Source organism: candidate division WOR-3 bacterium, assembly GCA_039802005.1.
Lineage (GTDB): Bacteria > Hydrothermota > Tepidihabitantia > SM23-42 > JAOAFX01 > JAOAFX01.
On record JBDRVV010000014.1, the window covers coordinates 48180 to 64415 of the forward strand.

Here is a 16236-nt window from a genome sequence, read left to right on the forward strand (position 1 = left end):
GACTTTACTGAGCACGTCTCTTTGTTGCCTTCACATATTCTGGGGACGCATTATTTATTATCACATCTTTGGTAATCACACATTTTTCAATCCCCGTAAGATTGGGAAGATTGAACATTATATCCAGCATATGGTTTTCAACAATAGAACGTAATGCCCTGGCACCCGTATTGTACTTCATAGCCTGTAGAACAATTTCTTCAACCGCCTCATCTGTAAATTCAAGTTTTACACCTTCCATTTCAAAATACTTGGCATATTGTTTTAATAGTGCATTTTTAGGTTTTGTCAGTATTTCAATCATTGCGTTCTTGGATAATTTATGGAATGGAGCGATTACCGGAACCCTGCCCACGAATTCAGGAATCATTCCATATTTAATTAAATCTTCAGGTTCAACCCGGGCGATGATTTCGTCATAGCTCAAGTCTTTTATCTCGGCATCCGTAAGAAATCCTATCTTGGTCTTTTTTAATCTCCGCATTATTATATCCTCAATACCTGCGAATGTACCACCGAGTATAAATAAAATCTTTTTTGTATTTATCGGTATATAATCCTGTTCTGGATGTTTTCTCCCTCCGTGGGGCGGGCAATTGGCAATAGTTCCTTCAAGGATTTTCAGTAAAGCCTGTTGAACACCTTCACCTGAAACATCCCTGGTTATAGAAGGAGAATCACTCTTCCGCGCAATCTTATCAACCTCATCAAGATATACAATGCCCATCTCAGCTGCCTTTATATCATAATTGGCTGCCTGTATCAATCTAAGAAGTATATTTTCCACATCTTCACCAACATATCCTGCCTCGGTGAGTGGTGTAGCATCAGAAATGGAAAATGGTACATGGAGCAGACGGGAAAGGGTTTCAGCAAGTAGTGTTTTACCGGTGCCTGTCGGTCCAATGAGAAGAATATTACTCTTCTGTAATTCAATATCATCATCTGTTATCATTGTGCGCTTATAATGATTATAAACCGCAACTGATATGACCTTCTTTGCTCGTTCCTGTCCAATTATATACTGGTCAAGGAAAGATTTTATATCTTGAGGTTTGGGAAGAACAAAATTTGGCTGCTGTAAAGATTTCTTCTCATCCTCAAGCAACTCATTACACAATTTGACACATTCATCACAGATATAAGCATGATTACCACGAAAGAGTCTTTTAACCGCAGTCCTGGGCCTTTGGCAAAATGAACAGAAGATCTTTGTCATCATCCCTTCCTCGTCTCAATCACCTCATCAATAATACCGTATTCTTTTGCCTCATCAGCCGACATAAAATAATTGCGATCGGTATCTTTTGCAATTTTATCCTCTGTTTTTCCGGTATGTTTTGCCAGAAGTTTATTTAAAAGTTCGCGAATCTTCAATACCTCGCGGGCGTGAATCTCAATATCGGTAGCCTGTCCCTGAAATGCACCTTCAGGCTGGTGAATCATAATCCGTGAATGTGGCAATGCATATCTCTTGCCTTTGGCACCGCCGGCGAGTAATAATGCCGCCATACTTGCTGCCATGCCAATACAGATCGTTGATACTGCAGGTTTAATATATTGCATTGTATCATATATTGCCAATCCGGATGATACAATTCCACCAGGTGAGTTTATATAAAGGTATATTTCTTTTGCTGCATCCTCTGCCTCAAGGAATAGAAGCTGGGCAATGACAAGGTTGGCTACAGTATCGTCAATCGGTGTGCCGATAAAAACAATCCTTTCCTTCAACAAACGAGAATAGATATCATATGCCCGCTCCCCCCGGCCGGTCTGTTCAATGACGAATGGAACGGTTAGCATTTTTTGCCTCCTCTGGCGATAAAATTCTACCTTTTTGTACAATATTTGAATTTTTTAATAAAAATTGAACGACCATATCACGCATTAGTGCCCTTCTAAAATATTCTTTAAGTTCCTCATTGACTTCATCAATGTTAAATCCATTTTTCTGAATTAGATTAATTAGTTCCTCTTCACTCACCTGTATATTCTCTTTCTGAGCAATCTTATCAAGAATCATATTATACCTTGCCCTTTTCTCCGCTATAGGTATAAATCTTTCACGATTGCTTTCGTTATCATTAAGGTTTGAACTCCTGAGCATAACCTGATATTCCCTTTCGATCAGTGATTTGGGCACGGGAAAATGGAACCGTTCAAGGAGTATCTGGGCTAAATTTTCCTTCAATTCATCATTCAATCTTTCTTCTTCCTGTTTCTGAAGCATATCTTTTAAACCCTTTTCCATTTCCTCAAGACTATTGTAATTTAACATTTTTGCAAATTCTTCATCTACCTTGGCTAAGATTTTCTCTTCAACTTTTTTAATTTTTAGCCGATAAATCTGCTTATTAATCTGGACATCCTTCTTTTCACCCTTTTTAACTCCCACAAGCGCCCGATTCAATTCATCAGGAAAACTTCTATCGCCGAGTTTTATAACAAGGTCTGACTGTTTATCAACGACATTGTTATTTTCAATGATCTCCAAATCAAGCGTTATGAAGTCATCAACTGCAGCAGGTTTTGATGTCTCAACAACATCAGCATAATTCTCTTTAAGGCGATTCAATGTCTGTTCATATAAATAGTCTAAGGGTAAAGGTTCTTCCCTGAACAATTCCAAACCTTTATAATCATTTACATCAAATTCGGGTTGGACTTCAAACCTGAGATTGAATTTTATCTCACCCGTATCATTAAAACTTACCAATTCTGGATTTGATACAGGTTTCCAGTTTTTTTCCTGTAATACCTTTTTATAAAGATCAAGTATTAAATCATTTATAGCCTCAGCCTTGAGTGTATCATAATACCTGGTTCTGATCAAAGACTTTGGAGCCCTGCCCTTCCGATAACCCTTTATTGAAATTCTGTCTTTCAATTTCTCAATAGAATTATCTATAAAAGGTTCAAGTTCCTGGGTACCGAGTTTAAACTCAATCTCTTTCTCGGTCTCGGTTTCATTTACTATCTGATATTCCAAAAAACCCCCTTTATTTATCCTTAATGATATTAAAATAGTGCGAGGAGGGGGAGTTGAACCCCCAACCTTTGCAGGACTGGATCCTAAATCCAGCGCGTATGCCAGTTCCGCCATCCTCGCAAAAACTAAAATAAACGCTCATTACTTAATTATATCCTAAAAAAATATGATGTCAATATCACGGAGAAAATAGCTCACTACTTATATTATCTACCCCTGATGTGGCAGTTATATGCAACTGAAAAAAAGTGAATTTTAAATCAACCAATATTCAAAACGATAAAAGAAACGTTTATCGCAACCGTATGACGATGGATGTTCTATTTTCCAAATCACCTCACTGTAAACCCCGCAATCAAATTATGGGTCTGGTAATGGGGCACAAAATTATAGTCATAATGAATGAAGAAAATTCCCAGTTTAAATGTAGCACCTAAAATTGCTCGATAACTATTCTGGGCAACAAGTTCAACATCCACCTCCTTGGTAGTCTTTATTTTATTTCCGGGATTTAATGTATCAGGGATTTCGAATTCAAATTCATAAGTAAAGTGAACTTTTGTGCCTTCAAAGCCGAATCCTGCCATGGGTTCAAAAACAATCAAGTTTTTGGAAATAATCATCTGCACATTCCAGGTATGGCTTGCAACAATCTTATAACCTGTAGAATCCATTATCCCAAAATCCTGGGTAGCACCACCAATAGCAATATCAAAAGGTAGGGACACATTCTTCATAAACGGCAGACTATTTATATGCTGTTTCAATCCTACCCCAAGAAATTGTACCCTTGAACCCTTAAAAGTAAATGGCATATACCTGATGCAAATCTCTGACCCCATTATAAGACCAACATTCAATTGGGGTATTGCAAGTGGAACGACCGGAAGATTAAAACCACCAGGGATATAGGGTGGGATACCAACTGCATTACCTGTAACTGGCACATTTGTTCTCTCTTTAGGTCCGAATATTGTACTCACACTATCAAGAACCAGGGAATCATAAACAAGTGTATTATTGGCAAGCGAACAGGTTAGAACCTTTGCGTCAAAATACTTACCCATTTCTGGTATCTGAATGAACATACCCCTTACGCCGATATCAAATCCCAGAAATTTATGACTCCTTGCGCTATGAAAAAGGCCTGTTGAAATTCCGGTTCCGAATGATGTTATTAACGGCTGCGTATAGCCTTCAAGCAGGTCCTCGCTTACTTTTTTTATCTTCTCTGCCAGTGCCTCATAATTCTGCTGTGCAAAGAGAGAAGCGATACATAAAACGACCAATAATATGATTTTTTTTACTTTCATAGTAGATAAGTATAACTATATATGACAATCTGTCAAGAACCAAAAATATTGATTCCTTTACAAATTTTGCAATATTATAAGAGTTAGTTCTTTATTTAATAATTCCCCATTATCCCCATTTACAAAAGGGGGAAAGAAGGGGATTGAAAGTAAGATTACCTGCATATCTGTGGAAATACAACAGAAAAAATGCATAATGACATTTAGTATGAAGACTTAATATCTCAAGAGTATAAGATATGGCAAAAATCCAGCAATTTTTATGCTGGATACCTCAGAGCTAAGGAAAACGGGGCCGACGAGATTTGAACTCGCGACCTCCTGCGTGACAGGCAGGCGTTCTAACCAAGCTGAACTACGACCCCGTTTATTGCATTGAACAAGCAAGATAATTATATAAAATTTTTTCTTTATGTCAAGACTTAATAAACAAATGAACTGCCGCCGATAAATTCTCTCAAAATTGAATTTGAAGGGACATCGCGGTCGTTTAAATCATAAAAAAATGCAAAATAATCAAGAAGTCTTTTTGCTTCAGGATAAAGGGGATCATCTTTATTTACTTTTTTAAGGAGCGGTACACAATATTTCTTCAACACCGCTGATTCGTATATAAGGGCAGAATTAAACATTTCATCCGCCTCTTCCTGGAACGGATAAATATTTTGTTCTTCACCCGCCCTGACCCTACCCCATTGTGTCAAAACACCCTGGACCGTATAACCGCGATAATGTGTATCCCTGACAATCCTGCGCATCATTCTCGTATCAGTCGTTGAAATGCGATTATGGTCGTCAATATTTAACTGGGTAAGGGCACTGATATATATCTTGAATTTTATATTTTTGGGAACAAGCGGCGTCAATTCTTCATTCAAAGAGTGTATCCCTTCAACCATAACAATTCCGTTTCTTGGTAATTTTACAACCCTTCCTTTTTCACGCCTGCCTTTTATAAAATTGAATTTTGGTATTAAAACCCTTTCACCCTTTATAATAGAAAGGAGATGCTTATTTAATAGAGGTATATCTACCGCCCTTATTGTCTCAAAATCAAGCCTGCCAAATTTATCTTTTGGAGTTTTACTATGGGGCAAAAAATAATCATCTGTTGAAATCAAAATCGGTCTAAAACCATTTACCATTAACTGCACAGCGAGCCTTTTTGTAAATGTTGTTTTTCCTGCGCTACTTGGACCAGCAATTAATAATACACGCCTCTTTTCTGATGTGATGCGGTCAGCTATATAGACAATCTTTTTTTCATGAAGTGCCTCTGCCACTCTAATTATATCCGGACCCTCTCCATTTTTTATAGCAATGTTTAAATCAGCAATATCAGTAATACCAAGAATCTGGACCCACTTCAGGTATTCACTAAAAATCCGTGCTAATTTTGGCTGTGGTATGTATGGTGGTAAGGAATCAAGATTCTGCCAGTTCGGAAATACAATTATAAAACCCGGGGGGAAATTGGTTAAATAAAATTTATCAACCATACCAGTTCTTTCAAATGGTGGGTTGGGATAAAAATCAAAATATTTATCTATCTTAAAAACCTTTATTTTATTTATATTTATGTTTCTAAAAAGTCTTACCTTATCCTTCTGCCCCTGTCTTTCAAATATTCTTATAGCCTCACCTCTTGGCAATAAAAATTTCTGAATCGGTAAATCTGCCCTGATTATTTCGCGCATCTTTAAATCAATTGCAATCAAATCCTTATCAATCAATTTTCTATTGAGAAGACAATAAAATCCCTGACTCATTGAATGTTCAATACGCAACGCAGAATCTGGAAATAATTTTTTTGTTGCCACATAAAGGATAAAAGAAAGCGTTGATTGATAACGACGCCATTGATTCAGACAATTTATTTCGTCAATGCATTTTTTTTGATTGTCCATATTCACCCCTTGGTCCGAAGATTGCAGTTCCGATACGGACCATATTTGAGCCTTCTTCTATTGCTATTTCAAAATCAGAAGTCATCCCCATTGATAAAATAGGAAAATCCTGGTCAAACGCCTGTGCTAATTCATCACGCAGGTCATGCAATAATTTAAAAGAACCCCTTGATGCCTCAGGGTCAGTGATTGCCCAGCCCGGTCCGATAGTCATCAATCCTTGAATACGGATTTTCTTAAAATCTTTTATAGATTCATAAAATTCAAATAGTTGTTCTGGTTTGACCCCAAATTTTGTTGGCTCACCCGATGTATTAACCTCAATCAAACAATCAACCATCCCAGTTGCCCTTTTCTCAATCTCTTCAGCAAGTTTTATCGAATCAAGGCTATGGATAAGGCTAAATATCTTCAAGGCATCCTTGACTTTATTCGTCTGAAGATGCCCGACCAGATGCCACTGTACTTTATTGCCAATAATTGCGAATTTCTCCTTTGCCTCCTGTACCCTATTTTCACCAATGATCGCAATCCCGCAATCAATCGCCTGTTGGATAATATCTGGCGGCACGGTCTTGGTCACGGCAATGATTGTTATTTCTTCGGGGTTTCTGCCCACCCGCTCTGCCGCATTTTTTATCCTTTCTTTGAGCCGGGCAATATTCTCTTTGATCTCCATTGTCAATTATACAAAAATGAAAAAAATTGTCAATGTTGCGATTTGAAATTCTGAATAACGGATAAACCCAAAATTAAAAAATAGTAGATAAAAATTTCGTAAGATTGTAGTGGCAGACCTTGGTCTGCAGATATTTAAAAGCCGAGTAAACTCAGCCACTACATTTCAACAGATTAAGAAAAATTTGAACAAATGTGGGGAGAATTCAGTTTCAATTTATCTTGACTAAAGATTGTTTTTAAATATAATTTTCTATGATGATATTTTTATTATTTCTCCAACTAAATGATGGTTATTTAACTGTAAAGGCAGATAAAGATGGTCTGCCTGTATTTGTTGATGATGACTATATCGGCAATACTCCAATAGTCAAATATCCGCTCAAACCTGACGAATATAATGTGGGATTCTTCCCCCAGGATTCAATTGAAACTGCATCCTATCAGTTCAAAAGCGGGAATATTGGTGCCTTGTGGCGTATTGCAAAATTCGGCGAAGGAACTGTAAAGGTACGGATTGAAGCGAATAAAGAGACAATTGTTGAATTAAACTATCAGGCTGTGCGCTCAGCACCAAGTAAAGCAAAGGCAAAAGTCTTCAGTTGTCTTGGTGGGGTATTTATTCTTGGCATCCTCGCAACCTTAGGCTTCCAGGCAATTTTTTAGTGTTCTCTGCGAAACTTTTTAGGTCTTTGCGCTAATCCAATTTCACAAATACATCAATCAGATTCCCCTCTTTATCAAAAATCCTATGCTCATTTCTATAAATCACTTCACTCTTGCCATCATCATATACTTTTAAATCAATCCAACCCCTTTTACAGGAAAAACAAAAAGGGAATAAGTACTCCCATGATTTATTTGTCTGCAGGTCTAAAAAATAGATATAATCCCAGAGTCTGTTGTTATAAGGTTTTCTGGCGTGGAATAAAATATATTTTCCACCTGGTGAAAATGCATAATTAGCAATACCCGTCCAGTGTCTCAAATCAATTGTCTTTCTATTATTACTATTTTTTATTATCACCATCACCGGGTTGTCATTCAAGCGATCGGTGACAAAAAAAACAATCTTATCCGGATAGACCCTTGTAAGGTCTGCACATATTTTTCTACTACCGCCCATTATATGGGTAAATATTCTTTTCTGATTGGAATAATACACACTTAGTTTTGTATATATGCTATCCTTTTCAGGAAAATATCTCTCTTCACATATAAAAAATCTTTTATTATCTGGTGATACACCAGCCTTTTCAATATAATAACTTCCATCATTTGTATTCTCTTCTCTTTTCAGAACCCTTTGTTCTATCAGACTATCATTTTTATAAAATTTTAATGTATCTCCAGTTTGGAAAACAAGTGATTGAGTAAATCCCAAATCCCAAATCCCAAAACCCAAACAAATTCCAATAAATAAACATTTTCTGATTCTAAATTTAAGACCCATTATTTTTCACCTCATAATACTTATGATCCTTAATCATACTTTATGCCCATTTATTTCCTTACTTATTACTTTAAAATTTATCGCTCCTAAAATCACTACTCCTTACTATTCTTGTTGTCTGTCAGTGCTTAATGATTACCGGCTACTGTCCTACTGACTACTCTTTTACGGCGCAGTCAGTGTAAACTTCGCATCAAGATAAGCACCATCGGTATCGGTCGCGCGAACCAGAACTTCAAAGGAATTGACATCGCCTGCATTTCCGGAAATCACACCCGTATTATTATCTATTATAACCCCTTTAGGTGCGGAGAGTATTTCAAATGTCAATCTATCGCCATCCGGGTCAACAATCGGCACCTGATAATATATCTCATTCGGCTTTGCCTTTATAGAATCAATCTTGGTACTAAAGACAGGCGCAGAATTTGCGATATGAATTTCAAATGGGAAAGGCTCTGATTTAAATTCACCGTCAGATGCAAAGGCTACACCAGTTATCACATCATTTTTTTTCAGATTGTATTTTTTTAAATCAAGAACATTCGAGGTATCAGGTATTACCTCATCTTTAACCAACCAGTGAACAAATAACTGTACCGAATCCTTGTCTGGATCTTCTACCATTGCAGAGACCACAACACTTGGGGTAGTAGCAAAGATTGTCTCCGGAGTAATTTTGAGTGAAATAATTTTTGGTGGTAAACCTCCAATTTTGACTTCCCTGGTCCTTACTGTTTTACCCCAATCTTTCCCATCAAATGGTGTCACCTCTGCAAAAATTTTGTCGCCTTTTTTTGCATCTTCATATTTTAATGACATCCCTTCGCCAATCTCTTTGTCATTCACAAACCATTTTACTTTATATGTCAAGGGGTCGCCGTCGCTATCTGATGCCAGAATCCTAACTGTGATCTCTGATTGAATCGTAGGATTTAAAGGCAATAGAGAAACCTCGTGTATTTCAGGTGGGTGATTTCCTGCAGTGCCTTCCTCTTTTTTACCACCGCAAAAGACGACAAAAAATAGCAAAAATATTGGTGCAATCCATAATCCATAATATCTCTTAATTTTTCTCAATTGAGCCTCCAGTTTCCATTTTAATATTTTATCCAGAATTTTTAAGGAGTCAAGGGAGGGGTCGGAACCATTATATTATCAATGTCCGACCCCTTTTCTTTGCAGATTATTTTTTGTCTACGAGCCTGCCGTCTTTGAATTCGCAGAAATTATGGACTTTAACCTTAACCAAATGTCCGAATCCGGGTTTTACTCCCGTTTCAGTCAATATATCAGAGATATCGCGGGCACGTTCGTCTATAACCAGGGATGCTTTTAGTGGAAAAGTAATGGCAGATACATCTAAGGGAATACCATTTTCAGAATAGAAATTTCCACCGGATAATCCAGGTACATAAATATTCAAACCATCCACGAGGCATAATGTATCACCCTTCATACCATCCACCACACCGAGCCATATTTCCTTTGCAAGTAATGGCAGGCATAACAAAATCAAAGAAAGAATGATCCTCTTCATATTAAACCTCCTTTATCTTCCCTTCCACAGTATCACACCACTTCTTGGCAAACCTGGGATACCTGTTTCAGGTGAAACTATACCACCACCTACCTGAATGAAGACCTTTGTCTGGTCAGCGGTGATATAAAGTGATGGTTCTGATGGCATTCCAGGACCGAGTGATATAAAGACCCTATTTGTATCACCCGAGACACCAAGGAATGGATCTTTGTATGCAGTACCAGTTCTATAGTATAAGGCATAAAGTTTTCCTTCACCACCATAAGAACATACTGCAGCACTCGGACGGAATGTAGTAAATAATACAGCCCCGCCAATCACCAGTGTGGGATTCAAATTGCGCTCACCCGGTTTTGAAAACCACCTGTACCATCCTTTTTTGTTGTTAACAAGATTTATCAACGAATCATAGGTAATTGTCTGGGCACCTATATGTACAACATCATTAGTATCAACCCAGACATTTGTCGCATTAAACAATTGGAATGGATCAAGGGTATGTGTAGTATCGTCCCTGAATCCAACATAGAGTTTAGGAATCGTTGTATCAGCCATATCAAATTCATTAAAGAGCCTACCGGTTCCAAAATATACCCAGAGGTGGTTATATTCATCAGTCGCAATGCTCCCTTCAGCGGTAATCGGGAGATTCAAACCGAGGTTCATAACAGTTGTTGTATCCCAAGATGCCGGGTCAGGGTTGTCGTTCGTCTTTATTCTATATATCTTCCCGTACCAGTTGGGTGAAGTCCCATAACACATTCCTGTATAAAGTCTGTCAACGGTATAATCAAGACCCCAATCGCAACCAAAAATGTTGGTAAAGAAAGAATTGTTCTCAGGGAAGACAAATGTTCGCAGGAGTGTTCCGCTCTTCAAATCAAGAACAAAAATTCTTGCCCGCTGTGCAGCCTCGCCAGAACAGTTTACGGGACCTGAGCCAAATACTAAATACCATTTGTCCTTTACCTTCACAACCGTAGAATAACACACTGTGAGGTCAAGGTCATCCACAGTAAATTCCCACATCGGAACAGGGTCAAATGGGTCGGTAATATCAATCATAAAGTATGCCGATCTACAGGTATCACTGGGAATCGCTGCATCCATACCCCCCAGCCTCATACCACCGATCAAAACCGTACCCCATCCTCCAGGGTATTTGGCATCGGTAGAATCAAAGAGTTTGGCATCCGTCACATAAACCCGCAGATCAACATAATTCACATGACAGAAATAATAGTTCTTCTCTTTCAGAAATTTCAAGTGCGGAAGCAGATTATAGGGTATGTATGCCCAGAGTTCCTGCCCAAGCGTGTATCCTGAACCGGGGTCCAGTTTAAATGGAGTAAGTGCGTTGTCAAGTTGAATAGTCTTACCTACATTGAAGGCATGAAGCATACCATCGTTAGCACCAACATATATCACTTTGTGGCGATCTTTATACTGGTTATAATAATTGAAATACGAGCGGTCACCGTAGATAAAGTCATACCTCTCCAATGGTTCACCAACGAGCACCGGACCTGAATTGACAATATCACCGAGCTTCCATGTCATACCCTGGACAGTTCGTGACCGAAGTGTTGAAGTATCAATATCATTCCCTCTGATATACTTGACTATAGTATCTGCCGCAGCGGCTGAACTGGCTTTTAAATAAGGCTGTAGGAGTCCAGCAATGGCTGTTGTAAAATCAAGCAATTCGCCACCATCAACCACATTGTTATTATTGAAATCAACGAAGACCTTTATATTCCTTGTATTTGGAGAATTTGTGTATAACCATTTGCCTGCATCACAGACCGGTATCATATCTTCAACAGGGATAGCACCAATTGAATCTGCTGAAGTGACATAGCCATCACCGTCGTTATCATAATAGCGAACCACCGTAACTCCCGAGGGAGTAGATTTCATTCTAATGACATAGTCATTTATCATATGAAGTATTCCGTCTTTTTGATTATCCTCTCGCAAATTACCCTTGGGATCAATCCACAGGGTATGGGTCGTACCCAACCAATCAACCTGCTCACCAGTAGGGAAGAATCTCGTCTGATAGAATTGCGACTGGGTAACGAGACCACCATATTGTGTCCCGGTAGAAACTACCGCAACTGGCGAAGCAGAAGCAACTCGTGCCATCATTGCTTTAATTGCCTTCATGATAGCGTCTTCTAACTCATAACCACTCTCGGCATAAAAGTAATTATCTGGTAATCCATCGTTATCCGCATCCCATTCCGATTGTAGATCGGGTCTATTATTTCCATTCTTATCAACGAATCCACCAAATTTACAGGCTAAACTGAGTGTAGGATTGCTTTCAAATGCGGCAACACCATATAATACAACATTTTGCTTATCAGGAAGGTGTCTATCTTTCCATTGGCTTCCCGGTATCGCGGTATCGGGCCTCAAATCATTGATATTGCCGTAATAGGCAAGATGGATGAGATAATTACTACCATTCTGTGTATAACTCCCCGGGCCAGGAGGCACACCCGACCCAGGATAAGCCGCGTAGCTGCGCAAATTTGTAGCATTAGGAAGGGTATCGGCGACCGAGTAGGCAGGAATATGTAAATCCTGCGTTGGCTCACCATCAGTTATGAGTAATATGAATGACCTTCTACAGGGTGTCATCTTACCCCAACCTGCCGGACCGGGTAAACTCTTATCATAGAATGGGTCCTTCTCGCTCACCGGGTTCGGAGTATAATTGGCATTTGAATAAGAAGGTTTTGCCTGGGAGAAATAACGGAGCATCTCATAATAACTCTCGCCGAGTGGGGTCCAGGTATTAAATTCGATATTCCTTATCGCTGAATACATATCGGTATATTTGATTTCTCCAATGTAACCGCCACCTTCAATATGGCCACCATTGTTGGCAAAAGTGTTATTACCGCCGCCCTCATCATATCCTCCCCAGTTTCCATCGATACCGTAATTAAAACAGGCAAGACCGAATCTCGGTGCCATATCATCCCATTTTCCATCATCGTTTTTATCCGCAATCTGTCTTAAAATACCGCCCCAGGTCTTGCGTGGTATATCAACCTCAACACTAACTCCAGAACCAGACGGAGATTCAAGGTCAGGCAATGGTCCATTGCCATATTTTGTAATCTTCACCGTTGTGGGGCCGGGAGTTGCAGTGTGGTTAACATAAATCACACTATAATTAGAATATGGATTAACATTTGAACGATAATATACTGTCCAACTATACCTACCTTCACTCTGAATTCTTACCGGATCCGATGCTGCACCCCAGGTAGAAGGACCTTTGCCACCAATTAAAACCTTCTTTGCAATATCACCCCTGGACATACATGCCCAGTTGAGAATCCTTCCTGGATAAGGTCCGGTTGGAGATGACCTGAATCGATTTGTTGCCCATTCGTAGTTACTATCCGGATTAAAATATCCGTAATATCTTACTGTATCATCAGGTGTTCCTATTGTAATACTTGTTGTTGTGTATGCCCTACCAGCCATTGATCCCGAATTATCTAAGAATATCAAAATGTTTGGCATCGGCACCTTCCACATAAAAACCGGGGAACAACAATAAGAGGTGTCAATCTGGCTATAGCCCAATGATAGAAAGCCAAAGATAATTATTATTAAAATTTTCTTCATTTTAACCTCCTTTAAGGTTGGACTGTAAACCGCTCTAATATTTCAAGACCAACCCTTTCACCACCGCGGGCAATCGCCGTTGCAGTGATGTAATAAGTTCTATAACTTCCTGAGGCCGGGGTTGCACCGGGTCCAGCGACTGCACGGGCAAATTTGATTGCTGTTCCTGACATTGTTATCACAGTCGCCGCTGTCCTTTCAGCAGTAATGATTACATCATACTGCCCCAGATGGACAACGGTACTGTCCCGTGGTGGTGCATCCAAGAATGTATTGAGGCTCTCTGCCTTTGCCTTTCCTATTTCCAGGCCAGCAACAGCCGCCTCATACACAGTTTCATACCTTGCCTGGCCACTGGTAACATTCAATCCTCTCATCACGAGATATATCACCAGGGAACCCGCAATTAAGACAACAATCATTGTACCCAGTGCAACAAGCAAGGCAATACCCTTATTTTTAGATATATTAGAATTTAGTTGTTTCGAATATTTCATCATAAAATCCCCCTAAGGTTGTAGATTTTGCGGGTACACAACACTGCTCAAAAACACCCTTTTTCTTCTTCTTTGAAGGTCATTTAAAGGGTATGTATAAGGCGGATTATTCTCAATCGTAACAAAATTCTCAGGATATCTGTATCCTGAAACCGGGTCGGACGTTACAACCATTGTAAATCTCAATGCCCAGGTTCTACCAAAACTCGGATTAAAAGGCGGATTATTTCTGTTAGCCCAAGTATCAATTATTCGGTCACCATCAGTATCTATCCCGTATCTGATTGCAATCGCCTCTACATTAGTTAAAAGTGGTTCTGAACCACGCATTAGTGTATCCCCCAAGACTCTATAATTTATTCCACCAGTATATGCATTCCCGCGCATACTGAAAACCATCAATCCTTGCCGTGCAGAAATTGGGACACCTACATTCACCCTTGATGCAGGTATTGAATCACCCCACAGCGAATCTATATACCATGTGGTATCAGAACGAGGGTCGTTCATTACGACTAAATTCGTATAAATGGGTTCGCGCATCTCATTGAGAATAACAAGCGTATCAAATTGGGAAAAATTAGCAACTGTATCAGTCCACCTACGGACAAGAATTTGAACTCCTTTTGCGTCATCAACAAGATAGCTCCAGTGGACTCTATTTATTTCAAAACCCAATCCTACCGCCTTTAATGCGATGCCTGCCCCATCTACTCCACCCACATTAAGCAATGTAACAGCATCCTGTTTTGTATACGGATAGCCTAAACCAGCAAGTAACAAATCCCATTTTAAGAGGGTAAACGCCACCTGGGCATCAGTCTGTAATACTGTGGTTTTAGTGAGCTGCGTAGCCCTATTTTGCTGAATATTCATTATTGAATAGACTGCGCCAAGGACAAGCATCAAGATTATCAGTGAAACCATCAATTCTATGAGTGTCATACCATTTTTGGTATTTTGCAACCTGGTTTTTTTCATTTTTGCCCCCTATTAATATCTTTTAATCAACTCAGCCCTTAAAACTTTCCGCACCTGTGTTTGTCTTGGTATCACATGAATTCTCACTGTTTTAAACCTGTTATCAGGTATTGAATCATCTATGTTCCACACTACTCTGAATCTTCCGCCGCGGGTTGTTTCGTTTACATTATAATCACAACTGCCAGGAATTGTATCATCGAGGTTCACCGAAGAACGCCATTTCAAATAGGTAGTATCTGTCGTTGGCAAACCTTGTAGAAATTCGTAAGTTCTGTTTAACACATCCCGAGCATACATCTGTGTGTTAATCACCCTGCTTGTTCTTAAACCCAAAATGGTCATCTGTGAAACTGCCAGCACGCCCAATCCGAGTATTACAATTGCAACAAGGATTTCAACAAGTGTAAAACCTTTACTCTTAAAATTATTTATTTCCATAAATACCTCCATTTAATTCCAGCTGTTATTACCATATTTATAAACCCTGACCTTGCCCAACGTATTTATTCCTATTGCATAACTTTCGTGGTTATCAGTGATATATATTACTCCACTCGTTGCACCTCCACGAGCATCTATTATCAGTGTATTTCCGGGAAAATCTATTCCGCCATTTCCTGGTGCTGGTAAAGAACCTTCGGGAGGATGACCTGTAGCGCCTGAAACAGCACCAAATTGTATGTTACCTCCAGTCGTTTGACCAAGAAGATAATTTTTTTGCCAAGTTGTGGTATCTTGCACGTACGAAATTATATACTTTCTATTTGGCAGATCAAAAGTAATGATATGACGGACACCCGTTGACAATGCCCGCTCCCGGATCTGTCTTAAATCTTGGGCTATTGTCTGAGCCGCTGCCTTGATCCGTGCTTTTCTTTGCATAGAAGAAAAATTTGGTACCGCAAGAGCAATAATAACCCCAATAATACCAATTACCACCATCAATTCAACAAGAGTCATACCTTTACTTAAGTGTTTTTTAATATTTTTTGCCATAACACCTCCTTAAAACTATATTAAGAGTAAATATCTTCATCCACTATATAATATAGCAAAAAATATGCCTGGTTTTTTAGAAAAGGTATTGAAATTTCATGCGTTTTTATGAAAAAAATAAATTATTGGGTAAAAAATTACCCAATAAATGTAATTAATTCTCCCCCCAAAAACTCAACATTTTTGCTTCTGCTGAAAAAATGTTGAGTTTTGCGATTGATA

General features: G+C 39.0%; 15 protein-coding genes and 2 tRNA genes. 1 reads left to right on the forward strand and 16 read right to left on the reverse strand.

Features of this window, described 5'->3' with window-relative positions:
- Positions 1 to 4 precede the first annotated feature (4 nt).
- The 8 genes from clpX to ABIL69_06100 all read right to left on the reverse strand — a co-directional run bounded on the left by clpX (position 5) and on the right by ABIL69_06100 (position 6891).
- Positions 5 to 1219, reverse strand: coding sequence for an ATP-dependent Clp protease ATP-binding subunit ClpX (gene clpX / locus ABIL69_06065; protein ID MEO0123555.1), 1215 nt, complete (start codon positions 1217 to 1219; stop codon positions 5 to 7).
- Positions 1219 to 1806, reverse strand: a complete 588-nt coding sequence (gene clpP / locus ABIL69_06070; GenBank protein ID MEO0123556.1) for an ATP-dependent Clp endopeptidase proteolytic subunit ClpP — start codon at positions 1804 to 1806, stop codon at positions 1219 to 1221. Before clpP ends, clpX begins: the two co-directional genes overlap by 1 nt.
- Positions 1781 to 2992 (reverse strand): trigger factor, encoded by a 1212-nt coding sequence (gene tig / locus ABIL69_06075; GenBank protein ID MEO0123557.1) that lies wholly within the window; start codon positions 2990 to 2992, stop codon positions 1781 to 1783. The genes clpP and tig overlap by 26 nt, the downstream gene beginning before the upstream one ends.
- Before the next feature lie 38 nt (positions 2993 to 3030).
- A tRNA-Leu gene (locus tag ABIL69_06080) sits at positions 3031 to 3112 on the reverse strand.
- 212 nt (positions 3113 to 3324) lie between these two features.
- Positions 3325 to 4305, reverse strand: a complete 981-nt coding sequence (locus ABIL69_06085) for a DUF6588 family protein (GenBank protein MEO0123558.1) — start codon at positions 4303 to 4305, stop codon at positions 3325 to 3327.
- A gap of 290 nt (positions 4306 to 4595) precedes the next feature.
- A tRNA-Asp gene (locus ABIL69_06090) sits at positions 4596 to 4670 on the reverse strand.
- 57 nt (positions 4671 to 4727) lie between these two features.
- Positions 4728 to 6212, reverse strand: a complete 1485-nt coding sequence (locus ABIL69_06095) for a nucleoside kinase (protein MEO0123559.1) — start codon at positions 6210 to 6212, stop codon at positions 4728 to 4730.
- Positions 6187 to 6891, reverse strand: a complete 705-nt coding sequence (locus ABIL69_06100) for a YggS family pyridoxal phosphate-dependent enzyme (protein MEO0123560.1) — start codon at positions 6889 to 6891, stop codon at positions 6187 to 6189. Before ABIL69_06100 ends, ABIL69_06095 begins: the two co-directional genes overlap by 26 nt.
- A gap of 254 nt (positions 6892 to 7145) precedes the next feature.
- Here ABIL69_06100 and ABIL69_06105 point away from each other — a divergent pair, with 254 nt between their 5' ends.
- Positions 7146 to 7556, forward strand: coding sequence for a hypothetical protein (locus tag ABIL69_06105; GenBank protein MEO0123561.1), 411 nt, complete (start codon positions 7146 to 7148; stop codon positions 7554 to 7556).
- A 31-nt stretch (positions 7557 to 7587) separates the two neighbouring features.
- Here ABIL69_06105 and ABIL69_06110 read toward each other — a convergent pair whose 3' ends face one another.
- The 8 genes from ABIL69_06110 to ABIL69_06145 all read right to left on the reverse strand — a co-directional run bounded on the left by ABIL69_06110 (position 7588) and on the right by ABIL69_06145 (position 16014).
- Entirely contained in the window at positions 7588 to 8295 is a 708-nt protein-coding gene (locus tag ABIL69_06110) for a hypothetical protein (protein ID MEO0123562.1), read from the reverse strand.
- Between the two features lie 213 nt (positions 8296 to 8508).
- A complete protein-coding gene (locus tag ABIL69_06115) occupies positions 8509 to 9423 on the reverse strand; it encodes an Ig domain-containing protein (protein ID MEO0123563.1) in 915 nt (304 codons plus the stop codon).
- Between the two features lie 106 nt (positions 9424 to 9529).
- Positions 9530 to 9883, reverse strand: a complete 354-nt coding sequence (locus tag ABIL69_06120) for a hypothetical protein (GenBank protein ID MEO0123564.1) — start codon at positions 9881 to 9883, stop codon at positions 9530 to 9532.
- Between the two features lie 12 nt (positions 9884 to 9895).
- Positions 9896 to 13537: a PilC/PilY family type IV pilus protein gene (locus tag ABIL69_06125; protein MEO0123565.1), complete on the reverse strand. Its 3642-nt coding sequence runs from the start codon at positions 13535 to 13537 to the stop codon at positions 9896 to 9898.
- 11 nt (positions 13538 to 13548) lie between these two features.
- Complete coding sequence (locus ABIL69_06130) at positions 13549 to 14037, reverse strand: hypothetical protein (protein MEO0123566.1); 489 nt, start codon at positions 14035 to 14037, stop codon at positions 13549 to 13551.
- Positions 14038 to 14046: 9 nt separating this feature from the next.
- A complete protein-coding gene (locus tag ABIL69_06135) occupies positions 14047 to 15015 on the reverse strand; it encodes a prepilin-type N-terminal cleavage/methylation domain-containing protein (GenBank protein MEO0123567.1) in 969 nt (322 codons plus the stop codon).
- Positions 15016 to 15027: 12 nt separating this feature from the next.
- Positions 15028 to 15456 carry a prepilin-type N-terminal cleavage/methylation domain-containing protein gene (locus ABIL69_06140; GenBank protein MEO0123568.1) on the reverse strand — a complete coding sequence of 143 codons (429 nt, stop codon included), beginning with the start codon at positions 15454 to 15456 and terminating at the stop codon, positions 15028 to 15030.
- A gap of 12 nt (positions 15457 to 15468) precedes the next feature.
- Positions 15469 to 16014, reverse strand: coding sequence for a GspH/FimT family pseudopilin (locus tag ABIL69_06145; protein ID MEO0123569.1), 546 nt, complete (start codon positions 16012 to 16014; stop codon positions 15469 to 15471).
- Between the last annotated feature and the right edge of the window lie 222 nt (positions 16015 to 16236).